Below are 20,804 nucleotides of genomic sequence, written 5' to 3'. Positions count from 1 at the left end.
GAATACCTCAGGGTGAAATGTAAATTACGTTGTCTCCGCGGACAATAGCGACACTGAGCTTGCGTACAACCTCGTTGTTGATGAGCTCCTCGGTGTTCTTCAGTACCAGGTTCATGTGGGGATCGTATCCGTCAAGGACCCCGCGGTATTCCCGGTTGCCCTTCAACGTGACGATGACTTGGTTGTTGATCGCCGAGTTGAGGACATTCAGAGGTTTCTGCATCGCTCAAATCACCTAGTGGGTCGAATGAGCGTTCAGTATATGAAGTTTTTGCGTTTCCAACATTCGTTCCGAACATCCAGTTATATGAATGCCCCCAAGGTGGGAGCGTCCAGTCGGTCCATGTCGTAAAAGATTATGCCTTCCCGCATCCACTCCCCGTCCTTGGACCCGGGGAAGAAGGCGGCTATCAGGGCCGAACGCCACAGCAGGTCCAATACGGAGGTGGATAGCACCCCAGCATATACGTTGGGCCAGGGATCCTCATAATCGTATTCGTCCATCAGATAGAACGCATATCCCATGAAACTATCCCGATTATTGAGTACCTTGAGATAATCACGCAGTACAAGGCGGTCTTTGCCCTCGGGTTGACGGAGCTTGATCTCATTTATGGGCATCTCTCCTACTTTGCGTACATCTCCTTCGACATCCATCAGATGCCTTTCCACGGTCTGCCCTTCGATCCGGAACAGATTCCAACTGCCATCCCGGGCGCAGTAGACCGGTGCCTGGAAGAGCTCGTCCGCCGCCAGAGACCCCGTTACCATCTCCAGGGCAGAATTGGTTAGTTCTTTCATGGTGCTGCCTTCGAGCAATGGCTTGGCCTTGAGATCGGATATGGAAAGCTCCTCTTCCTCTACGCTCCCCTCTAGCAGAGAAGCGATAAAACGCAGATCGGTCAGTTCGTCCAGGCGAGCGTTGATCTGGGAGCGTACCTTGGGCACATCGATGTCCAGACCCGCGTCGGTGCAATTGTGATTGAATTCACGGTAGACTGGCGTGGCCTCCCGTAGGGCCTTTCGGATGGCCTCGTCGTTCTGCTGGACGATCAGAATGCCTTCGCTGATGGCCTCCTCACCCTGATCAAGCCAAACACCGCGGCAACTAAGGTCCAATTCCACCTGGACACGGCTTCCAACATGTATATGGAAGGGGAACTGGCGGCAGAAATGAGGGCGATGCGCGTACACCTGACATTTCCCCTGCTCCAGAAAGGAACAGGACCCCTGTCCCTTTTTCAGTGCAAGGGCGTAATGTCGGTGAGGCTCCTTCTTCATCACCAAGCGGTCGGGGTGGTTCTTCTTGAAATAATCGACCTCGTCCCCCAAGCATTCTGGCTGGCATAGGCAGCACAACTTACAGGGGTCCTGACATATGAAACGGCGTCCTTCCAGTTCGCTCAGGTCCAACGAATATGGTACCTTAAACATGGGACACCTCCCTTCCAAGCCTTTCGTTCATGATCGTACCGTCCCTCAGCATCATCCTTCCCCGCAGGAACACCGCCTGGGGGAATATCGCTTCCTTTCCTTCGAAAGGGGTCCAGCCGCATTTACTATGCAGCTCCCTTGCGCTTATTTTCCTTATATCTCTAGGATCGATCACGACGAGGTCGGCGTCCCGTCCCTCGGCTATCTCTCCTTTGTTCAGACCGAACGTCTTGGCTGGGTTCATCGAAGCGGTCTTGAGCAAAGTGTCCAAGGACATATGACCTCTCTTGACCAATGCCAACATCATACTGAACCCGGTCTCTACGCCCGGAATACCAGAGGGCGCTTCTCCGAAGCCTCGTTCCTTCTCTTCAGGTGCGTGGGGGGCGTGATCGGTTGCTAGCATAGGGACCTCCCCCTTACAGAAAGCAGTGAACAACGCTTCACGGTCTCCCCTCCGTCTAAGCGGAGGATTGACCTTGCCCCAAGCTCCCAGGTCCATACTGGAATCTAATAACATGTGATGAGGTGTGACCTCGAAGGTCATTCGGCTACCTTTCAGTAGAGCCAATGATTCGGGGCAGCTGACATGGCAGACATTGATGCGAGCCTGGTCCTGGTAGGTCAACAGACGCTCTATCGCCCTGATCTCCGCCCCCCTGGGCCTGCATTCTTCGTGGTCGCGGAGGGACCTTTCGTCCTTTTGCAGGAGCATGTCGTCCTCTTCTGCGTGCACGCTGACGACCTTATCAGTACTGCCGGCGGATACCAGCGCCTTGGCCAAATCCATTTCCTCGCGCATCAGTACGCTTTGGGTGGATGAGCCCATGAACATCTTGAACGCATGACAATCGGAAAGTCCCTCGAGATCCTTACCGGGGGATAGACAGGCGAACAGTCCATAGTCAACCCATGATCGTTCGATGATCCGCTCTCTTTTATCCCTGAGCGATCCCGCGTCAACTACCGGCGGTACAGTGTTTGGCATTTCCAAAACACAAGTGACCCCTCCGAACAGAGCGGAAAGGGAGCCTGAGAGAAAGTCCTCCTTATTGGTAAGTCCTGGCTCCCTGAAGTGCACATGTGGGTCCACTGCCCCAGGCAGGATGAGCCGGTCCCCGAAATCGTAATGCTCCTCGCCTTCAAGAGCCTTTTTAACACTAACGATGCGGCCGTCCTCATACCCCACGCAGGCCTTTTGCAGCCTTCCCTGATAGAAGATCCTGCCCTCAACTACGTCCATGCAATCACTGGGTACGAGACCGGAGTATTTGACCGTATGGCGACTCCTCGTGGAAGACCTCGGCATGGAAGACCAGTATCTTGGTCCGTCGGTCAAGCCACATGTCCGGGGTCAGCCCGGCCTTGATGCAAGCCTGCTCCAGAAATGTGTTGGCATCCCATTTCCACTCGATCGGGACCTGGGGTAGTAGCAATCCTCGATTGAGCCCCCTCTCCACGATCAAACCGTCCCGCCCAATGACGATGTTTTCAGGCATGTCCTTCCTGGGCTCGATCTTCAACTCCTCAGGGGGCGTCAGCACACTGACCTCTACTACGATATCGTCCAGTTCTTCAATTCTAAGAATGGGGAATCGTGGATCATGACAGGCCCCTTGAGCCGCTCTCAGAATGGCCTCGGCCATAGGATAATTGGGTTCGGGATAACCGATACACCCTCTCAGGTCCTCTCCCGGGAAGGTCTTCAGTGTGACAAATGCCCCGCTCTTCTGGCGGAAACTGTCCGGGACGTCAAAGGTGTCTATGTCCAGGTCCCTGGTCTCAGCATCAACCCCTCGCCGGGCTAGTTTTACTGCGAGAATGCCCTCTTGGTCCTTCATACCGATCTGAGACTATGAAGGAATTCACCTTTCACTTATAACTATTGATAATGCGCCTCGTTTTGCCCCTCGTACCAGGGCCAGTTTCAGGAAAGATATTTAGCACCGTATCTCCAAGTACATATTATGCAGGCCGAGGAGGTAAGGGATATACTGGTTCAGGAGATCATGTCCAGCAGCCCCAGCACTGGGCGGCCTGACATGACCGTGAAAGATGCCGCGTTCCTAATGCTCCATGAGGGCGTGGGTAGCTTAGTGATATTGGAGGAAGGGGAGCCGATCGGTATTTTGACCGAACGGGATATCTTATACAAGGTGGTGGCGGAGGGTGAGTCGCCTTCCAATATCAAGGTCGAGACGATCATGTCCTCCCCGGTCATCACCGTGTCCCCGAATTCCAGCGTTGCGGTGGCCGCCAAGCGTATGTCTGACCTGCACTTGCGCCGACTGCCTGTGGTGGTCAAGGGCAAGCTCATAGGCATGCTGACCGAAAAGGACATGCTCCGCCTTTCACCCTCCCTGATCGCACTTACAAGAGAATGGGCCAAACTAGGTGTCAGAAAAGGAGTGGAGATCAAAGAACCGGGCAGCATGTCTGGGTATTGTGAGGACTGCGAGTCCTATTCCATCAACCTTCAGCTGGAGAACGGCATCCTGTTATGCCATGACTGTAGGGAAGAACAGCCCTGATTCAGTCCAGGTCGATCTTTCTCAGGCGAGGGGCGGGAGCATCTGCCTTCCCCTCCATATCTTTCAGCTGGGTATCGATGAAGGAACGGAACAGTAACAGGGTCTCCTTCTTGATGTTGTTGTAATGCTCCTTGACCTCTGGAGGCATGGCGTTGCGTGGCATCAGGGTGTCCATGGCCATTAGGAACTCCGTTCCGGACTTCATAAGATGAACAACGGTGTCCTGTTTCAGAGGTCCAGTGCCCATGTTCTTGGATTGGCGGGACCTTGCCTGTGGCTCGCTCTCGGATGGATCGTTCTTGGTAGTCATATCGTATATTCCTCACTTGAAGCTGATGAGCAGCCGGCCGTCCTTGAACTCCGCCTTGTGCGCTTCTTTATGTACCAAGGAGTAAGGCAAAGCGACCGAACGCTTATACCAGCCAACCTTGACAATTAGGACATCATTCGTTTTATATAACTCTACCTCGTCCTTACTGGAGAAGGGCAATTTTAAGGCCATCATGTCCACCCCGTTCTTGGAGAATATCTCCATGGCCTTCTCGGTAGTGAAGACGATGGCGGGATCAATGTCCCCGAACAACTGTTCCGCCAGCACTTCCAGGGACCTTTGCCCCACAACCTCGGTGGTGGATTGGTATGCCTTCAGCATTTTCAATGGAGAGAACGATTCCTCAATGAGCTCCATGTAATGTGACTGCTCTTCGTACTTGGCCTGCGGGTAATGGTCCCGCATTCCTTCCGGCAGCAACCGGTTGATGACCAGGCATTCCACGGTCAGGTTATAGAGAGAAAGGTAGGTGTAGGCACGCTTGGTTTCGTTGATCACCATCTTTTCCGGATTGACGACCAGCCGCACCGATGTCATCCGGGAGTCCTGCAGTATTATGCGTACCTCCTTCATGCGGTCCCTGATATGGTCCAGGTCTTCCAAGAAGGCATTTGATGGCATCGGGGTGCTCATGATCTTACCCACGGTGGCACGGGCGAGCTTCACCGTGTTCTTGAACATCTTATACATCTTGTCAAAGTACCAATCGGCGGTGTCGGGGAAGCTTAATAGGCGCAGCGTCTCGGCCGTAGGCGCCGTATCCATGACCACCACATCGTACTTCCCGCTGATCTTGAACTCCTCGATGTAGAACAGGGCGGACATCAGCTCCATACCAGGCCACACGGTCATCTCCTTGGCCGAGATGGGGTCCATACCTTGCGACTCCATGAAGTCCGAGAGGTACTGCCCGATCTCCTTCCAACGAGTCTCCATCTCGTGTATGACATCGACCTCGATGGCATCCAGGTTAGGCAAGATGTTCTTAATATCACCAGTGAGCGGCATATCCAATGAATCGGCCAGCGAATGAGCCGAATCTGTGCTGATGACTATGGTTCGATGCCCCAGCTTAGCACAACGCAGGGCGGTAGCCGCAGAGACCGAAGTTTTGCCAACGCCACCCTTGCCAGTATAAATCAATACTCTCAGTCTCTCACCGAAAGTAAGCAAGAAAGTCGGTCATACTTGAATAATTGCATTCTAAGCGATGGAGATGAAATAAAAAATAAGAGGGAGTGCCGGGGAGGGGGTTCGAACCCCTGACCTTCGGATTTCCCTGGAGAGGGTCTTGATTTGCTCCTAATCCCTATGAGTCCGACGCTCCACCAGGCTGAGCCACCCCGGCATTCGGGGAAATGGTTTACTGCCCTGGCTCGGCTACGACCTCTTCCACAGGCACTTCCACAGGCACTTCCACAAGGTCGGGCTCGGGGATAGGTTCAGGGACGGGCTCGGGGATAGGCTCAGGGGCGAAGACCGGCTGGTCTTGGGGCTCTGAACCCATCTCCAATACCTCGGTCTTGCGTATCTCGACCCTCTTGATGGGCACAATGACCTTACAGACCGTTCCCAGCCTGCGGGCCATTTCACCGTCGATTATGGCCTTGACAATCTCGGAGATGGTCTTTTCTTCGCCCATCTTCCGCATCTCCTCGTCCATGATCGCCCTGAGGGCGGTCTCCTGAGAGGACTGGATACGCTTTTCGGTGATGCTCATGGGCTTCACCCTGATCAGGTATCCATCCTTAGTTCGAACGTCGATTACATGATCGGTCTTGGTCCGCTTTCTGCGGGTCAACCGACGTATGTAATCACTGGTCAGGTCTTGACCGATGAACACTGTGTGTACATCGAAACCAGTGACGTCCATAACTTTGAACTTAAGCTTGACATGCATCTTGGAGAAGTCGCCGTTTATATCGTGAACGGTTGCCTCGGTGGTCCTGCCGATCAGATTGGTCGAATCAGCACTGGGGGTTTCGCCCAGCTGGGCCTGGTTGAACATGCGGGGAGCGTATATCTTATACCACTCCTTGGCCTTCCACCGGTCCTTGACCTTCCTTGAGGCGGCCTTCGTAGACGCTTTTTTTGTAGCAGCCAATTAATAGCCTCCAATCGTGAGATGGTCTCGGAAACGGGTAACCCTATTAATAAGTTTTCTATTGTTCAAAAGAATCACTACCTATCACTGGACCAAAGGAAAAAGGAATGAAGGGGTTTATTGAGGAGCCAACTCCTGCAGGACCCGCTGCAGGGATACCTTGCTCACCTGATCGGCCTGAACGCCTTGTTGCGACAGCTTTACCTCCAGGTCTTCATAGCAGCACAGGTCGCTGAGGAAGATAGGTACGTAGGAGGAGGTGCCCACCACGTTGAGCACCGCGATCCTTTCCCCTTTCTTCATCTGATGCCCATCGTGGGCCGCCTGATACTTGACGAAGCCTTCTAGCTCGTCGGGGATCTCCTCTGGAGTGTATACTCCCACTAGGTGAGCTTGGTCCAAGTCAAAACCTCACAGGTTGACCTTGACCTCATGGGCCTCGAGTCCTAGGGAGGACTTGGGAAGACCCATGGCCAGACCGTACAGCTGTGCCAGGTGGATGACCGGGATGTCGTATCCAGGAAGGTCCTTCTGACTGCGGTCGAACTGCAGGTGGCAGAACGGGCACACGTCGATGATGAAGTCAGCTTTGGCCGCCTTCATGTTCTTGAGCTTGGTCTCGGTGAAGCTCAGGGCGAACTTGGCATCCCTGCTTCTAACACCACCGCCAGCGCCGCAGCACATGTTCTTGTCGGCGTAAGGAACGCTCTTGGCCCCGGTCCACTCGATGAGCTCGTCCAGAAGGCGCGGCCTCTCCGGGTCATCGATGTGCTTCAGCTTGGAGGGGCGCGTGAAGTGGCATCCGTAGTGGGCGGCCACGTTCATGCTCAATGGGTTGACCATCTTCTGCTTGACCTTCTCAATGCCCAGGTCATTGAACAGGACCTCGGCGAAGTGGCGCACCTGCACCTTGCCTTCGTAGTGCATTCCCACTTCCTTGAGGATCTCGTTGACCTTCTTCAGTAGTTCTGGGTCCTCGTGCAACATGTGGTTGGCGTCGAACAGCGAACCATAGCAACCGTTGCAGATGGTCAGGATATCGCAGCCTTGCTGCTCAGCGATGGCCAGGTTGCGGGCGGCAAGAGCCAGCCAGGTGGCCTGGTTAAAGGAACGTATGACACCAGGGGCGGGGCAGCATCCGGCGCCGGTCATTTCCTTCAGGTTGTAACCGAGGTTCTTGAACACCTCACGGGTGGCCTTCTCAATACCAGGGTATCTAAGGGGGGCGACGCAGCCCAGGAACAGTGCGAACTTGTCATTAGTCATTTATTGACCTCCGATGAGCTTATCGAATCCAGTCTTCTCCATTATCTTGCGGAAATCGGCCATTGCCTTGGCGTCTCCGACAGTGGTAGGCGGTTCGGCGGATAGGCCCATGCTAACCCTCAGCTGCTTGATGTTGTCGGGCATAGGGACGGTTGCTCCGGTCTTCAACAGGGAGCGTCCGACCTTCTTATGGTCCTCGGCCATGTATCCTTTGGCCACGGCCATGTTCCTCAACAGGATGATTATGTCCACGATTTCAACATCGCGGGGGCAGCGCTCCACACATGAATAGCATGTGGTGCACATCCACAGGTCCTCGCTCGGCAGGATGTCGTCCTTCAATCCGAGCTGGGCTTTCCTGATCAGCTGTCTGGTACGGAACGCGGTGGTGCGTCCGGAGGGGCAGCTGCCAGTGCAGGTGCCGCACTGGTAGCACAGGTCCAAGGTCTTGCCGCCGGCATCGATGATGCTCTGGGCGAAGGCCGGGTCTGGGATCTTCACATTTGACATGGATGTTTCCTCTATCCCAGGGGAGCGGAGATATCGTATATAAAAGTGAATGAAAAAAGCAACGAGTGTTAGCTTAATGGGTTACACTACTTTCGAGCCTCAGGACGCATCGCTCGGAGCAGTTCCTCGACCTTGGGAACTCCGGGGCGGTAGAGACAGAGAATAGCGTATGACAGCAGGGATGGGTCGGTAGCGCTACTTACGCGCTGCCCCTTCCTGATCATCAGGCTTTCGCTGACGAAGTAGCTATATTTGCTGCGAGTGAGAGCGGCCAGGGATGAAAACGTTCTGACCACGCGGTAATTCACGTTCGCCGAGTCCAGGTAGCGGTAGCCCAGCCTCTGAGGCCCGAAGCGGTAACGAGCGTACTCTTCCCCGCGACGAACATGCACCAAACGGTCGTTCCCCAGCTCCTCCCAGTTCCCATCCTCCATCTCGTAAGCGTACAATGGGTCGTCCAGCACAACGAGGTCCAGCATTCCGGCCTGGAACTCGGTCAGGTTGTGACGGTCCTCGGATATCACCAGTTCGGCCTCACCCTCGGGATCGGCGGCGTTGAGCGCTTGGAGCAGTAGTTCCTCCGATAGGGGAGTGCAGGCCACCGTCAGATGCTCACGCTCTTTGCGCTTTCCCTGCAGGGCAAGCTGTTCCCGGGCTATTTTCTCCCCAAGTTCGTTCAGTATCGTACCGCGCGGTCCACATTCCATGATCGGGCACCCGATCTTGACCTCCACCTGCCGCAGGTGACGGTTGAGGACCGGCGCTGAGATGCCCAGATACCTGGCGGCGGCCCTCTGCGTCCCTTTCAAGAACAGTGTCAACACGGCCTCGGCCTGCTTGTAGGTGAGAGGCTTGCCGTCAACCTGCACTGTCAATGACGCTCGAACCAGGGTCACGGTACGATAATGCTTCGGAGATTAGATTAATCCGTCGTTCGGCGAGAGAATGGGCAAAAGTTCATAATAGGTGCCCTTCCTCCGCGGCAAATGATGAAAGCTACTCGTTTAGTGCTGGGGATCGGTAGCCCTATCATATGCGATGATGGAGTAGGGTTCAAGGTCGTAGAAGCTTTGATGGCCATGGACCTGCCAGATCTGGATTTCGAGCAGCAGTCGGTCAGCGGCCTTGATTTTATCGAGATAATGATGGACTATCAGCAGGTCGTAGTTGTGGATGCCATCGTAACCGAGCAGTATCCAGCTGGTACGATAATGTTGCTGCAGCCGGAAGATTTCAAGAACGCTGTCCATGGCAGCAGCCCCCATGAGGTCAATATGCACATGGCCATCGAACTGGGAAGGAGATTGGCCCCCGATCGTATGCCCAAGGACATACAGTTCGTGGCCATCGAGGTCAACGACGTTTGGACGGTCACTGATATCATGACGGAAGAGGTTCAGGACGCTGTGCCCAAGGCCGTGGATGCGGTGCTCAAGGTCCTCAGCGCGTGATCAGAAATCCAAAGCCTGCATCCGCATGGCGGCCTTGCCACCTTCCTTCTCTGGCGCAAGCAGGGCAACGCACATCTTTTTCCTTTGGAATATCTCGTTGCTCACCCGGACAACATCCTCTTTGGTCACCTGCTCGTACTCGGCCAGTGAACGGTCCACCTGGGCCAGTTCACCGTTCATCATGAAATGCTCCCCCTGCCAGTAGAGGCGGCTGTCCGTACCTTCCAATTTACGCACCAGCATTCCTTTTATCCAACGCTTGGCCCGGTTCATCTCCTCTTCTGACGGTCCCTCGTTCTTGAAGCGGATCAGCTCGGCGCAGATGGTGGAGTTCACCAGGTCCAACTTATCCAGGGAGGCGGAAAAGAACGTGTCGACTATGCCGCAATCGGTGTATGCCTGGGGGAACATGCTGATGTGATATACCAGACCTTGGTCCTCCCTCACCGTCTGATAAAGGCGGGAGGATGTACCTCCGCCCAGAATGATGCTTGCCAGTGAAAGGGCCTTGCGATCATGATGCTTTCCAGAAAGACCCGGGAACCCCAGTTCCACATAGGCCTGGTCCCCCTCTCTGGGGAAGACCTTGGTGCATGCCTTCGGGGTGGGAGGAGTACGTCCATTGCTAACCATCGCCTTGGGCAGGGCATCGAAGGTATCTTCCACCCAGGAGACCACATCGTCGATCACCACGTTCCCGCAGGCCACCACGCATATGTTGGGTGGGCGATAGTGCTCTTCGAAGAAGTCACGGACGTCCCTCGCTTGCAGCCCTGATACGTTTTCGGGGCACCCGGTCTCGGTGTTGGCCATAGGATGGCCTTTCCACATGGATCGGTCGAGCAGCACACGGGAGTAATCTTCAGGGTCGTCCTCCAGCATATTGATCTCCTGCAACACAACGCCACGCTCCAGCTCAACGTGCTCTTCATCGATGAGGGGGGCGATCATCATGTCTGCCATCAATCCCTTCATGACCTCAAAGGTCTCGTCCAATGAGAACACGTGGTAGGAGGTCGTTTCCTTGGTGGTGTAGGCGTTCATCTCACCGCCCGCGCCCTCTACCATTTCCGAGAACTGCTTGGCGTTCCTTTCCCTTGTCCCTTTGAACATGATGTGCTCTAGGAAGTGTGCTATGCCGCACCGGTCCCGATTCTCATCACGGGACCCAACACGGAAGTTGACCGATAGTGCGGCGGTCCGGGAATGCGGGATGGCCTCGACGATCACAGGGATCCCTGCAGAGGTATGATTTAGGATCGGCCCATTTTTGACCACGAATCAGGATAGAATTGATAGAGATAATGTTTTTCTTTAAACTGAAATCGCCAAGTATTAAGTAGCCCGCACCCAATAAAAAGCCAGTGACGCCAATGGACGAAGGTAAGATGTTCATCCACGAATACGGTGAGGTCGACCTGAAAGATGGGATGGCCATAGTAGGCTTCCCTAGCGTAGGGTTGGTCAGCTCGATCGCCTCGAACTTCATCGTGCGTACCATGAAGCTTGAGCGCCGGGCGACCATCATTTCCAAGGATTTCCCGCCCTTCACCATCATTCACGATGGAGTACCATCCCCCCCAGTACGCATCTATGCGGGACACCGGGATTGCGAGAACAAGGGCGAGAAGTGCGAGAAGCTGGTGGTCATTACATGCGAGTTCATGCCCCGGCCGGATCTAATTAAGGAGCTTTCGGACCTTATTCTAGGATGGTGCAAGAAAAAGAACATTGCGACCATCTTGACATTGGAAGGTATCAACATCCCCGATGAAGGGGAGATCAAGGTCCTGGGAGTGGGGACGACAAAGCTTACCAGAGATATGCTGGAGACCTACAAGATCAAGGAATTGAAAGAGGGGATGGTCACTGGCATTTCCGGACTTCTGCTCTCCGAGGGCGAGAGATATCAGATGGACGTCATCTGTCTCCTGGGTTCGGCCAGGACCGACGTGCCGGACGCCAGGGGGGCTGCCAACCTGCTCGATGTGGTCGGCGATATGCTGCCCGAGATCAAGTTGGACCCTGAACCATTGGTGAAAGAGGCGGAGCAGATCGAGAGCGACATGCAAAAGGCCATGGAATCTGTGCAGCAGCCCAAGAAGCCAACCGAGTATTCACAGATCTATAGTTGAGCGCAGGATACGAATATATAGACGCTGGCCTCATACTGTGGATAGAATGGCGAAACGCCAATTTGTAAAAAAGATCTGCCTTCTGGGAGACGGGGAGGTTGGCAAGACCAGTTTAATAAGACGGTACGTGCTGGATATCTTCGACGACCAATATATTCAGACGTTCGGGGCCAAGGTCAGCAAAAAGGTGCTAGACCTGGAGGACGTTAACCTCACCCTGATGATCTGGGACGTATTGGGGCAGAAGACCCAAAAGGCGTTGCATACCACCTATTATGCCGGAGCGAACGGTGCTTTCCTGGTCTGCGACATGACCAGACCGGAGACCTTGGAGCATCTGCGCCATTGGGTCGATGACCTGCAAGAGGTGGCCGGAGACATTCCTATCATCGTCGTCGGCAACAAGTGCGATCTGGAGATGAAGATCGACCCTCTTGACCTGCAGCACTTCGCCACTGAGATCAGGACCCCGATGTTATTGACCAGCGCCCTGACCGGGGAGGGCGTGCAAGAGGCGTTCCAGGCGCTTGGACAAAAGGCCATGGAGGGCTAAGATGGGAAAGGACATGCGGCCGTTCTTCGTCATGCCTGGTTCCGCCCTCAAGGACCTGAGAGAGGAACTGGAACTTATCAACGGGGCGGATTCCGCCCGGACCATGGAACGGTATGGATTCCGCGCTGGTGTCGGACTGGTTCGAACCCTGGGGTTGGAATGCACCGATATCGTGGAGGCCAAGGCCATCATAGAGCAGGTGTGGACCGAGACCGGGCTCAGCCGTCTAATCATAGAGATGATCAACGAGACAGAGATAGTCATCACATTCAATGAATCGGTGGAGGCGGACAACGGAGACCACTGCGATTTCACCAAGGGTTACATCTCCGGGATAATCTCCTCACTGATGCGCCGGCGTTATGACGCTTACGAAGCGTCCTGCATTTCTGACGGGGCGACCAAGTGCGTACATGTGCTCACGCCCTCACCCACCTATCCCACCGAGAAAAGGGATATCATCATTAGGGAAGAGGATAGACAACGCAAATATCTGCTGGAACCGGGGACCTCGTACCTGGTGGAGTCGGCCACTTTGGACTCGGCCTACCAGATGTACAAGGACCAGGTCGCAGAGGGATGCATCGGCATGGTGCTTGCCCGGGAATTCCCGGAAAAGGTGCAGAAGGTCTATGGGATCACCGAAGGGGCGTTGCTGTGGTTATCGTACGAGAGGGGAAGGCGTTACGCACGCGAGCCGACCGACATTCCCATGATCTATAGCGAGATCAAGAACTTCTTCGAAGCGAACAGCAAGGCTGTCGTTCTGCTATCCGGCCTTGAATATCTTATCAGCCAGAACACTTTTCTGAAAGTGCTAAAACTATTACAGCTGCTCAACGACAACGTTTCCACGACCGGTTCTATGCTCATCGTTCCGGTGGTCTCTGAGGCGCTGAACCCTCAGGACGTTAAGATGCTGGAGAGAGAATTGCGCGTTCTCGAGATCGATTGAGGGAAAACGCTTAAATCAAGGGATAATTTAACATCAGAATTATGAACCTAGTCCCGAAAAAGTTTTTCGTCACCCAGGGAGTCGCCATGAGCAAGGTCTCCGACCTCAACGCCTTTGACCAGGCGCTAATGCAGGCCAAGATAGGAGAACAGAACCTTGTCTCAGTATCGTCCGTTCTCCCTATCGGGGCCAAGAAGGTCGCGGTCCGGGAGTTGCCCATGGGCGCCATCACCCACTGTGTGCTGGCACAGATGAGAGGCGGCGAGGGTGAGATGATCTCTGCCGGGATCGCCTACGCCTTCCGCAAGGACGGTAAGGGCGGCTATGTGGCCGAAGGGCACATGCACGGCACCAAGAAGGCGCTCAGGGAAGTGCTGGAGTGGAAGATGAGCGAGATGCAGGCCCTGCGTGGAGTAGAGCTGATGAAGATCAACTATGCCATCGAGGAGCTCTCCATTCCCATGGACCATTATGGAACTTGCTTGGGAGCATTGGTCTTCGTCGAGTTCTGATGTTCGGTGCGGTGATCTGTCCCCGTTGTCGCAAGGGTTTCGCGGTCGACCTGGAACATCGTTCCTCGTCCTGCCCCCATTGCGGTCGCCAGATACAGGTGCGCCGCATGAAGGTCCATTTCAGTTCCTCTTCCGCCTCCCTCACCGCTCAAGCGGTCGGAGAGCTCAATCGAAAAGGGCGGGAACTGAAGTCTTTTGATGGTGAGATCGAACAGAAAACAAAGAGGACCGTTTTCTCCCCCGTCCAGATCGAGATATTGATCAGGGAGCTGGAAGAGTTCGACCTCGCCGAACTGGAAGAGAAGCTTGCTGGAAGGATGGTCATGAGCCCCGATGAGCTGCTACGCAGAATGCTCTCGCTCGGTCTGGTCTACGAATCCTCCCCCGGTCGTTATCGACGGGCTTAGATCTCCACCTTGGCCATTATCTCCACGGACAGCGTTACCTTTTCATCGCTCTCCTGGTAGCTCAGTACTTCCCAGCTCTCTGTGAACTCCGGCATCTCGTCTGGGCCGTAGGTGCTCGGATCATAGAAGACGCTGATGAGATGATAGTAATCCCGTAGCCCATCCGGCTCACCGTTGTCTGTGAACTCGCAGAACAGGTTCGGCATCCAGACAAGGAAGTCCTTGTTGACTATGTCGATGGTCACGTTGACCCCGCCATCCTCCGTGGGCATGAACATTTGCACCCAGCCGTGTCCGCCCATCTCGCCTGTGGAACGATCGTATAGGGCGCCAAGCTGCAACCATGCCGGCACTCCGGCCGACCTTGCCAGGGCGCAGAACAATATCGATTGGTCATCGCAGTCACCTCTCCTGTCCTCGTTCGTCTGCAACGATGACTTCGGCTCCCCGGATATGATCTGGTTGGGGTATTCCACGTTCTCCACCATCCAGTCATAGATGGAGCGGGCGATGACGTACACGTTGGTCTCGTCCCCAACTATCTGATGGCTAAGCTGGCTGATGATCGGATCATTGTAAATTATCTGCCATTCCTCGTGCAGGTATCGGTCCTGCAGGTCCTGTGGTATTTCTTCCTTGTCCAGGACGGTGCCCTCATCAAGGTCCCATTTCTGCAGCGTCTGTCTCACTGATTGGGTCACCACGATGTTGATCTGACCATAGAGGTCATCCCCCTCCCAGACCATGGTATGATAAGTGCCGTTGTCCCATAGCTCGTCGTATTGGGGTGATATATTGAGCGATGTCACCTGCTGCGTATAGGTGCCGTTATCGCTGATACTCGTCGGACGAGGCAGATCGAAACGGTATTGGGTGATATGTCCGCCATTGGCGTCCAAAATCATGGTACGGCGTAATTCCATCTCTACCTCCTCAGGATAATGAGGAGAGAACGGATCCAGCAGATACTTTCGAAAAAGGTCTTGAGTCGGAGGAAGTAATAACAGAAATATCACGATGAGAACCACTGCCAAGACCAGCAGTGCTTTGCCCGTTTTTCTGTGGGATTCAGACACGACGGTTTATTCCCTCGTAGAATAAATCAACCTTTCGCCCCTTTTATCCGTGCCATGCCGTCCTTGACCATTGCTGGAAGTAGGTTGCGGTGCACTTGACGGTAGTAGTATACCACCAGCAGAGTGGCCAGAATTAGCCCCGCCCAGCCTAACAGTCCGCTACCATAGTTCAGAGGTACCGCCATCAGCAGGTTCACACCGATATGTAACAATCCGGCCTGGGCGAAATAGCCCCACACCTCTCCACGGGCGACACCCACGCCGATCATGGCACCAGTGGACGAATGTAACAGCACCAACTGGATAGCTAGAATGAACGCTATGAGCCAGCCGTCCAGTCCCAGGCTGTCGGACTGTTGCAGGGTGATGAACACCGCCCCGAAGGCCATGGTGCTGCCGATGCCCAGACCCAGGGAATAACCGTAGAATGACGTGTCCAGCTTTCTCTGGAAGCGCGGTATGTTCAGAAAGACGAATTTGATTAGTTCTTCCAGAACGGCGAACAGAAGGGCGAAGAGCAGGAAACCTAGATCGAAGTAGGATTGAACGACGTAGATGAGCACGCCGAAGACCATGCCTACCGCCAACATGAGGAACAGTTTGCGGTCATCGAAGAACGGACGCTCAACCTTGGGGTATGTGAAATCCCGAAGGGTCCAGAACATCAGGGCCAGGGCCGGTCCTACTCCCAATGCCGCAGCCACCAACATCTGCCAATCCATTCAAATGCGCCCCACGGTCCTCTTTTTATTTAACGCCTGCGTATGCCGACCGACCAGCCCCGGCCAGTACCAGCTTGTCGTAGTAATGTGCTACCACGCAGCCATCGGAACATTTTCCACACTGGCGGCATTTGTATTCGTCCACCTTCAACTGACCGTCGGCGGTGATCGCTCCGAACTTACAATTGCGCTCGCATATGCGGCATGAAGTGCACAGTTGTCCTCGAAGGAACGCCTCCACCCCGGCGCGGAATAGATATCTGGCCTCCTCTTTGGTGGGACCTATGGCCGAAATATGCCCTCCGCCGAATATCTTCAGGGTGGCATCCTTGGTCTTGACCATGGCAACCTCGAACTCCGGAGAGTACTTCACCTTACCAATGGTCTTTAGGACCTCCACCACCTGGGAGAAGTCTTTTTTGTGCGGGATGGTCAGAACCCCTTCCATGGAGAAGCCCCCGGCCACGCAGGGACTGGCCCCCTTGGATACCTTAAGTTCCATGATATCGCTCCTCATCTGCGGCACCTTCATCTGCAGTTCCTCGGCGACCAACCTCATCTTCGGCGGCAGTGATTTCCAGCGCCAGAAGCCGTAGCGCACGAAATCCTCCGAAACGCCTACCTGTTTGCCCCACTGGTTGAGGGACTTCTCCCATTCCGAATGAAGGTCGGGATGTAGCTCTCCAGTGGTCTTCCACTCGCTGCCAAGGCAGGATGCGCAAAGGTAGCAGCCGATACGTTCGAAATCGTTCTCGTAAAGAGGATTATACTCAAGGTCCTCCATCCAGATGTAACCCCATACTTCCGCCGCCAGCCAATACCGGATGGGGTTCAGTACCACTTGGTTAGGCACGAAGGGGTTGCGCTCGACGAAACCAATGTCCGCCCTGGCAAAGGATTCTATGGCACGATTGCCCTCCACCGTTACCGTTCCCTGACTGTAGTTATTCTCGATCAGGGAGGTCAGTGGGCCAAGCTTGCAAACCTTGCAGCACCAACGGAAGTCCTTGGCCGGAGGGCCGAAGGCGCCAACCTGCTCCCAGAAGGCCTTTCCGGCCTTGGCCACTTTCAAGCGTTCACCGCGTTCGTGGGCGAAGTTGCGCACATAATCGACGGTCTCCGGGAACTCCAGTCCAGTGTCCACGAAGATCATGTCGAACCGGCCCAGCGCCTTTTTGGCCAGGCCATAGCATGCCAATGAGTCCTTCCCCCCGGAGAATGAAAGAGTAAGAGGTAATTTGCTGTTGTTGGCGAAAGAACGAAGGTCGCTCACGGCACTTGATTCCAAAGCCTTGAAGTGATTTTGGTTGGCCCTGACGAAATCTTCCCAGGAGGCGGGGATCAATGGGAACGGTATATCCCCTTTGCCCACACCCTTCAGGTGGATGACCTTCTCCCCCTCCTTGATCATATCGGAATTGACCCGGGCCTCCCCGGCGGCCACGGTGTTGCCCATGACCACCACGACCGGGTCGCCCGCCTGGAATTCCCCGAGCTTATCGATGATGTCCGCACCGTTCAGCTTCTTTCCCTTCAGATGTCCCGGTGGCCGATGAGCTCTGACCAGGCCCTTACGCGCTGCTTTGGCCAGCAGAGCCGCGCCCTCGGCCTTCAGTTCCAGGGAGAAGTCGTTCTTGATCAGCTCGAAACGCATGACGGCTATGACCCGGCCGTCCAACACGATCTCGTCCGCGCGGTCCTCACCAGCTATCTTGTTGAGGAAGACGTTCCTGGTACGCAGCATCCCGGAGGTCCCGAAGTGCTTGATGAACAGGGCGGCCACTGTGTCTACCCCTTTTCCGAAACAGGGACGGATGTCCCCTGGGGCCGAGACCTCGAAGTCACGCCCTGGACGGCCGCATATGCCACATAGCTCGTCCAATATCAGTGTGCCGCAAGAGTCGCACCATTTGAACCGTACTTTTCCGTGCTGGTACCGTTTCATTTCCCCAACCTATCCTTCGCCTACATACTTCAACCTTCCTGCTCGGTACGGTGTCGACGGATAACGTTTATTTACGAGTGCGTACAGTGAACGGGCCGAGATGTACGACGAATACGGGAACCTTATCATCCCCCAAAACTTCGGCCGGATACATTTCGGCCGGGTGGAGATCACTCAGATCCTGATCAGCGTAGCGGTCTTGACCGCAGCCTTTACCATTGCGCTCCTGGGAGGAGTGCTAGGCGATATTGGAGGCTACACCCCGCAGATCTATTTGTTCGCCATAGGGGTTTCAGCCGTTGTCTCGGTGACCGGTTTTCTATTGCACGAACTGGCTCACAAGTTCGTGGCTCAAAGATACGGTGCCTGGGCCGAATACCGCATGTATCCCACAGGATTGCTCATGGCATTGGTATTTTCGTTCATGGGCTTCCTTTTCGCCGCTCCAGGGGCGGTTTACATTCAAGGCAGGATAACCAAGAAGCAGAACGGATTGATCTCTGTGGCTGGACCTGTCACCAACGTGGTCTTCGGCTCGGTGTTCATTCTGTTGTGGCTCGTTTTCCCGGACATGGACCCATGGAGCTATGCGTTCAAGCTCATCGGCTTGCTGTCCCTGTTCCTGGCGGTCTTCAACCTCCTACCGTTCGGACCGTTAGATGGTAAGAAGGTACTGAACTGGAACCCGATGGTATGGGTCGTAACGATCGGCTTGGCGGGCTCCCTATTATTGGCATCCTGGGGGGGCTTCATCGGTTGAGGTCGCACAGGTCCCGGCAAGGATAACGGAGATCACGGATGATCCCACCCTCCCACTGCATAATCTTCCCTGGATTGAGGATGTTCTGAGGGTCCATGGCCTTCTTCAGTAGCAGCATGGTCCCCCAGGCGTCCGGCCTCTCCTTCATCATATAGGGGGCCTTGGACATTCCCACGCCGTGCTCACCAGTGACCGTTCCGCCCAGGGCGATCACCGTGTCGAATATCTGCCCGACGGCCTTCTCGCCCCTGATCCAATCGTCCTCGGAACAGGGGTTCAAGAGCATCTTGGTGTGCAGGTTGCCATCGGCGGCATGCCCATACGTCCCCACGATGACCTGGTTCTCCTCGGCGATGCGGTGAAAGGCCACGACCGCCTCCGGTATGCGGGAGATGGGCACGGCCATGTCATCGGCCAAGGAAACGGATACCAATTCATCGCCCAAGCGGCTCAGCGCGGACATGACCGACTTGCGGGCGCTGGTCCATTGGGCCATCTGTTTTTTATCGTCCGATGTGTGCACCGTGATGGCGCCGCTACTGCGGGCCACTTCCTCCACGATCTTGAGCTCCTTGGCAACCGTCTCCGGCTCTCCATCCACTTCGATCATGCAGATCGCCTGGACGTCTGGGAGTCCGGCCTTCACTGCCTTATTGACCGCCCTTATGCAGATATCGTCCATCAGCTCGGTGGCCGAAGGTATCAATGGCAGGGATATGAGGTTGGAGACACAGGTTCCGGCGTCCTCCAAACGATCGAAGGCCGCCAGCACCATGGCCGCCTTCTTCGGTTTCGGGGCCACTCTCAGAGTGACCTCGGTGATCACCCCCAGAGTGCCTTCACTTCCGACGAACAGCCTCTCCAATTGGTAACCGGAGGAGTTCTTGATGGTGTTGGTACCCACGTGTATGACCGAACCGTCGGCAAGGACGACCTCCAAGCCGAGAACGTAATCCCTGGTCGCCCCGTACTTCACCGCCCTCATGCCCGAAGCGTTCGTGGCCACCATGCCGCCGATGGTGCAGGCCTCCCCGCTGCCTGGGGTCGGGGGGAAGAAGAACTTGTATGGTGCCAGCGCCTCGTTCAATCTATCGTAGACCACGCCGGCCTGCGCCACGCAATAGAGATCGTTCACCCGTACCTTCTTGATCTCGTTCATGCGGGTGAGGTCCATGACCATGCCACCCATGATGGGCACCGCCGCTCCGCAAAGGCCGGTCCCTCCTCCACGGGGGACCACTGGAATACCCTCCCTTGCGGCGATCTTGATCAGTTCCGAGACCTCGGACGTGCTCTTAGGACGCACCACGATGTCCGGGTTGTGGTGGTGGATGGAAGAATCAAAACCGTAGGTATAGAGGTCCGCCGCCCTCGTCGAGCAGTTCTCCTTCCCAACGATGGATTCGATCCCCTTGACCAGCCCCTGCTCAATCGTCATATCGAGCCATGATACGTAGCGGGGTCTAGATAATCGTTACTCGACGGAATGATCAACTTCATCTACTCTTCCGTCAAAGTATTACTCCATACGGCAACGGTCGGACGGTAAGATCGTCATTGTTCCGGCCGACCTGTTCATAATATTGTTGGAAAAGGTCGAGACCGGGGAATATTTGCTATTGGACGTACGCGATCCTGATGAATTTAATGCCGAGAGGATCGATGGGGCCAAGAACGTGCCAGTGGTCGACATCCGAAACAAGCTCGATCAGCTGGACCGCGATACTCCTCTGCTCATATACTGCAAGATCGGCAAGCGGAGCGATCGGCCTATGACCAGCTTATTAGAATGGGTTTTCATGATATCGTTGTCCTGGAAGGGGGCATCGAGTCCTTGAAGGCCCATTCAAGAAAAATGATCTAGGCGTCTGAGCTAATGTGATCTTTTTATGAGAACATCGTTTCACATATCCGCTCAAAATTTACTGATCGAATCGGATATGGGTACGAAAAACATCTATTAGATTTTGTTTTCGAATATAGTATTTAATGATTGTTACCTACATCTTATTTTATGAAACAAATAACCACCCAGACCACTTTTGAAATATGCTGGCTAATTTGTATTACGTGTTAATATACCTGGATGGATAATCCATCCATAACAATAGT

General features: G+C 54.7%; 25 protein-coding genes and 1 tRNA gene. 9 read left to right on the top strand and 17 right to left on the bottom strand.

Features of this window, described 5'->3' with window-relative positions; all coding sequences use genetic code 11:
* Positions 1-7: 7 nt before the first annotated feature.
* From VMW85_03435 to VMW85_03420, 4 genes are all read right to left on the bottom strand, one after another.
* On the bottom strand, positions 8-223 hold the full coding sequence (locus VMW85_03435; GenBank protein ID HUT27087.1) for an LSM domain-containing protein: 216 nt from the start codon (positions 221-223) through the stop codon (positions 8-10).
* Between the two features lie 80 nt (positions 224-303).
* Complete coding sequence (locus VMW85_03430) at positions 304-1,434, bottom strand: YkgJ family cysteine cluster protein (protein ID HUT27086.1); 1,131 nt, start codon at positions 1,432-1,434, stop codon at positions 304-306.
* Positions 1,427-2,677, bottom strand: a complete 1,251-nt coding sequence (gene pyrC / locus VMW85_03425; protein HUT27085.1) for a dihydroorotase — start codon at positions 2,675-2,677, stop codon at positions 1,427-1,429. Before pyrC ends, VMW85_03430 begins: the two co-directional genes overlap by 8 nt.
* 4 nt (positions 2,678-2,681) lie before the next feature.
* Positions 2,682-3,275, bottom strand: coding sequence for a TIGR00296 family protein (locus VMW85_03420; protein ID HUT27084.1), 594 nt, complete (start codon positions 3,273-3,275; stop codon positions 2,682-2,684).
* Between the two features lie 126 nt (positions 3,276-3,401).
* Between VMW85_03420 and VMW85_03415 the strand changes: the two genes are divergently transcribed.
* Positions 3,402-3,965, top strand: coding sequence for a CBS domain-containing protein (locus VMW85_03415; GenBank protein HUT27083.1), 564 nt, complete (start codon positions 3,402-3,404; stop codon positions 3,963-3,965).
* Position 3,966: 1 nt separating this feature from the next.
* On the opposite strand, the gene VMW85_03410 is transcribed toward VMW85_03415, so the two are convergent.
* The 8 genes from VMW85_03410 to VMW85_03375 all read right to left on the bottom strand — a co-directional run bounded on the left by VMW85_03410 (position 3,967) and on the right by VMW85_03375 (position 9,045).
* Entirely contained in the window at positions 3,967-4,275 is a 309-nt protein-coding gene (locus VMW85_03410; protein HUT27082.1) for a hypothetical protein, read from the bottom strand.
* Positions 4,276-4,287: 12 nt separating this feature from the next.
* Positions 4,288-5,469 carry an ArsA family ATPase gene (locus VMW85_03405; GenBank protein HUT27081.1) on the bottom strand — a complete coding sequence of 394 codons (1,182 nt, stop codon included), beginning with the start codon at positions 5,467-5,469 and terminating at the stop codon, positions 4,288-4,290.
* Between the two features lie 66 nt (positions 5,470-5,535).
* Positions 5,536-5,644, bottom strand: a tRNA-Met gene (locus tag VMW85_03400).
* Positions 5,645-5,659: 15 nt separating this feature from the next.
* On the bottom strand, positions 5,660-6,400 hold the full coding sequence (locus VMW85_03395; protein HUT27080.1) for a 30S ribosomal protein S3ae: 741 nt from the start codon (positions 6,398-6,400) through the stop codon (positions 5,660-5,662).
* Positions 6,401-6,517: 117 nt separating this feature from the next.
* Positions 6,518-6,802, bottom strand: a complete 285-nt coding sequence (locus tag VMW85_03390) for a DUF749 family protein (protein ID HUT27079.1) — start codon at positions 6,800-6,802, stop codon at positions 6,518-6,520.
* A 9-nt stretch (positions 6,803-6,811) separates the two neighbouring features.
* On the bottom strand, positions 6,812-7,666 hold the full coding sequence (gene hdrB / locus VMW85_03385; GenBank protein ID HUT27078.1) for a CoB--CoM heterodisulfide reductase subunit B: 855 nt from the start codon (positions 7,664-7,666) through the stop codon (positions 6,812-6,814).
* On the bottom strand, positions 7,667-8,176 hold the full coding sequence (gene hdrC / locus VMW85_03380) for a CoB--CoM heterodisulfide reductase subunit C (GenBank protein ID HUT27077.1): 510 nt from the start codon (positions 8,174-8,176) through the stop codon (positions 7,667-7,669).
* An 86-nt stretch (positions 8,177-8,262) separates the two neighbouring features.
* Positions 8,263-9,045, bottom strand: coding sequence for a LysR family transcriptional regulator (locus tag VMW85_03375; GenBank protein HUT27076.1), 783 nt, complete (start codon positions 9,043-9,045; stop codon positions 8,263-8,265).
* 117 nt (positions 9,046-9,162) lie between these two features.
* On the opposite strand from VMW85_03375, the gene VMW85_03370 reads away from it, so the two are divergent.
* A complete protein-coding gene (locus VMW85_03370) occupies positions 9,163-9,627 on the top strand; it encodes a hydrogenase maturation protease (GenBank protein ID HUT27075.1) in 465 nt (154 codons plus the stop codon).
* Here the strand turns inward: VMW85_03370 and VMW85_03365 are convergent, their stop codons facing one another.
* Positions 9,628-10,857, bottom strand: a complete 1,230-nt coding sequence (locus VMW85_03365; GenBank protein HUT27074.1) for a pitrilysin family protein — start codon at positions 10,855-10,857, stop codon at positions 9,628-9,630.
* A 143-nt stretch (positions 10,858-11,000) separates the two neighbouring features.
* Here VMW85_03365 and VMW85_03360 point away from each other — a divergent pair, with 143 nt between their 5' ends.
* Genes VMW85_03360 through VMW85_03340 form a run of 5 tightly spaced genes read left to right on the top strand, consistent with a single transcriptional unit; the run spans position 11,001 to position 14,189 of the window.
* Entirely contained in the window at positions 11,001-11,762 is a 762-nt protein-coding gene (locus VMW85_03360) for a PAC2 family protein (GenBank protein HUT27073.1), read from the top strand.
* A 46-nt stretch (positions 11,763-11,808) separates the two neighbouring features.
* Positions 11,809-12,315, top strand: coding sequence for a Rab family GTPase (locus VMW85_03355; protein ID HUT27072.1), 507 nt, complete (start codon positions 11,809-11,811; stop codon positions 12,313-12,315).
* A gap of 1 nt (position 12,316) precedes the next feature.
* Positions 12,317-13,270, top strand: coding sequence for a DUF835 domain-containing protein (locus VMW85_03350; protein ID HUT27071.1), 954 nt, complete (start codon positions 12,317-12,319; stop codon positions 13,268-13,270).
* 41 nt (positions 13,271-13,311) lie between these two features.
* Positions 13,312-13,782, top strand: coding sequence for a pyruvoyl-dependent arginine decarboxylase (locus VMW85_03345; GenBank protein HUT27070.1), 471 nt, complete (start codon positions 13,312-13,314; stop codon positions 13,780-13,782).
* Complete coding sequence (locus VMW85_03340; GenBank protein HUT27069.1) at positions 13,782-14,189, top strand: hypothetical protein; 408 nt, start codon at positions 13,782-13,784, stop codon at positions 14,187-14,189. The genes VMW85_03345 and VMW85_03340 overlap by 1 nt, the downstream gene beginning before the upstream one ends.
* On the opposite strand, the gene VMW85_03335 is transcribed toward VMW85_03340, so the two are convergent.
* From VMW85_03335 to VMW85_03325, 3 genes are all read right to left on the bottom strand, one after another.
* On the bottom strand, positions 14,186-15,112 hold the full coding sequence (locus VMW85_03335; GenBank protein ID HUT27068.1) for a transglutaminase domain-containing protein: 927 nt from the start codon (positions 15,110-15,112) through the stop codon (positions 14,186-14,188). The two genes, VMW85_03340 and VMW85_03335, sit on opposite strands and share 4 nt — an antisense overlap.
* A gap of 179 nt (positions 15,113-15,291) precedes the next feature.
* Entirely contained in the window at positions 15,292-15,987 is a 696-nt protein-coding gene (locus VMW85_03330) for a hypothetical protein (GenBank protein HUT27067.1), read from the bottom strand.
* Between the two features lie 25 nt (positions 15,988-16,012).
* Entirely contained in the window at positions 16,013-17,932 is a 1,920-nt protein-coding gene (locus VMW85_03325; GenBank protein HUT27066.1) for a phosphoadenosine phosphosulfate reductase family protein, read from the bottom strand.
* Positions 17,933-18,032: 100 nt separating this feature from the next.
* On the opposite strand from VMW85_03325, the gene VMW85_03320 reads away from it, so the two are divergent.
* Positions 18,033-18,692 (top strand): hypothetical protein, encoded by a 660-nt coding sequence (locus tag VMW85_03320; protein HUT27065.1) that lies wholly within the window; start codon positions 18,033-18,035, stop codon positions 18,690-18,692.
* Here the strand turns inward: VMW85_03320 and VMW85_03315 are convergent.
* The gene (locus VMW85_03315; protein ID HUT27064.1) at positions 18,682-20,130 is read right to left on the bottom strand and encodes an FAD-binding oxidoreductase; all 1,449 of its coding nucleotides are present in this window, start codon (positions 20,128-20,130) and stop codon (positions 18,682-18,684) included. The two genes, VMW85_03320 and VMW85_03315, sit on opposite strands and share 11 nt — an antisense overlap.
* 148 nt (positions 20,131-20,278) lie before the next feature.
* Between VMW85_03315 and VMW85_03310 the strand changes: the two genes are divergently transcribed.
* Complete coding sequence (locus VMW85_03310; protein HUT27063.1) at positions 20,279-20,530, top strand: rhodanese-like domain-containing protein; 252 nt, start codon at positions 20,279-20,281, stop codon at positions 20,528-20,530.
* Positions 20,531-20,804 lie beyond the last annotated feature (274 nt).

The sequence above is a fragment of the Methanomassiliicoccales archaeon genome (genome assembly GCA_035527755.1).
In the GTDB taxonomy this organism is placed as follows: Archaea; Thermoplasmatota; Thermoplasmata; order Methanomassiliicoccales; family UBA472; genus UBA472.
This window is presented reverse-complemented; position numbering and strand designations above follow the sequence as displayed.

Coding starts and splice junctions, on each gene's coding strand:
- VMW85_03325 (HUT27066.1), bottom strand. CDS start 17,932: ATGAAACGGTACCAGCACGGAAAAGTACGGTTCAAATGGTGCGACTCT.
- VMW85_03435 (HUT27087.1), bottom strand. CDS start 223: ATGCAGAAACCTCTGAATGTCCTCAACTCGGCGATCAACAACCAAGTC.
- VMW85_03355 (HUT27072.1), top strand. CDS start 11,809: ATGGCGAAACGCCAATTTGTAAAAAAGATCTGCCTTCTGGGAGACGGG.
- VMW85_03350 (HUT27071.1), top strand. CDS start 12,317: ATGGGAAAGGACATGCGGCCGTTCTTCGTCATGCCTGGTTCCGCCCTC.
- VMW85_03320 (HUT27065.1), top strand. CDS start 18,033: ATGTACGACGAATACGGGAACCTTATCATCCCCCAAAACTTCGGCCGG.
- pyrC (HUT27085.1), bottom strand. CDS start 2,677: ATGGACGTAGTTGAGGGCAGGATCTTCTATCAGGGAAGGCTGCAAAAG.
- hdrC (HUT27077.1), bottom strand. CDS start 8,176: ATGTCAAATGTGAAGATCCCAGACCCGGCCTTCGCCCAGAGCATCATC.
- hdrB (HUT27078.1), bottom strand. CDS start 7,666: ATGACTAATGACAAGTTCGCACTGTTCCTGGGCTGCGTCGCCCCCCTT.
- VMW85_03415 (HUT27083.1), top strand. CDS start 3,402: ATGCAGGCCGAGGAGGTAAGGGATATACTGGTTCAGGAGATCATGTCC.
- VMW85_03315 (HUT27064.1), bottom strand. CDS start 20,130: ATGACGATTGAGCAGGGGCTGGTCAAGGGGATCGAATCCATCGTTGGG.
- VMW85_03370 (HUT27075.1), top strand. CDS start 9,163: ATGATGAAAGCTACTCGTTTAGTGCTGGGGATCGGTAGCCCTATCATA.
- VMW85_03335 (HUT27068.1), bottom strand. CDS start 15,112: ATGGAATTACGCCGTACCATGATTTTGGACGCCAATGGCGGACATATC.
- VMW85_03420 (HUT27084.1), bottom strand. CDS start 3,275: ATGAAGGACCAAGAGGGCATTCTCGCAGTAAAACTAGCCCGGCGAGGG.
- VMW85_03340 (HUT27069.1), top strand. CDS start 13,782: ATGTTCGGTGCGGTGATCTGTCCCCGTTGTCGCAAGGGTTTCGCGGTC.
- VMW85_03430 (HUT27086.1), bottom strand. CDS start 1,434: ATGTTTAAGGTACCATATTCGTTGGACCTGAGCGAACTGGAAGGACGC.
- VMW85_03410 (HUT27082.1), bottom strand. CDS start 4,275: ATGACTACCAAGAACGATCCATCCGAGAGCGAGCCACAGGCAAGGTCC.
- VMW85_03345 (HUT27070.1), top strand. CDS start 13,312: ATGAACCTAGTCCCGAAAAAGTTTTTCGTCACCCAGGGAGTCGCCATG.
- VMW85_03330 (HUT27067.1), bottom strand. CDS start 15,987: ATGGATTGGCAGATGTTGGTGGCTGCGGCATTGGGAGTAGGACCGGCC.
- VMW85_03360 (HUT27073.1), top strand. CDS start 11,001: ATGGACGAAGGTAAGATGTTCATCCACGAATACGGTGAGGTCGACCTG.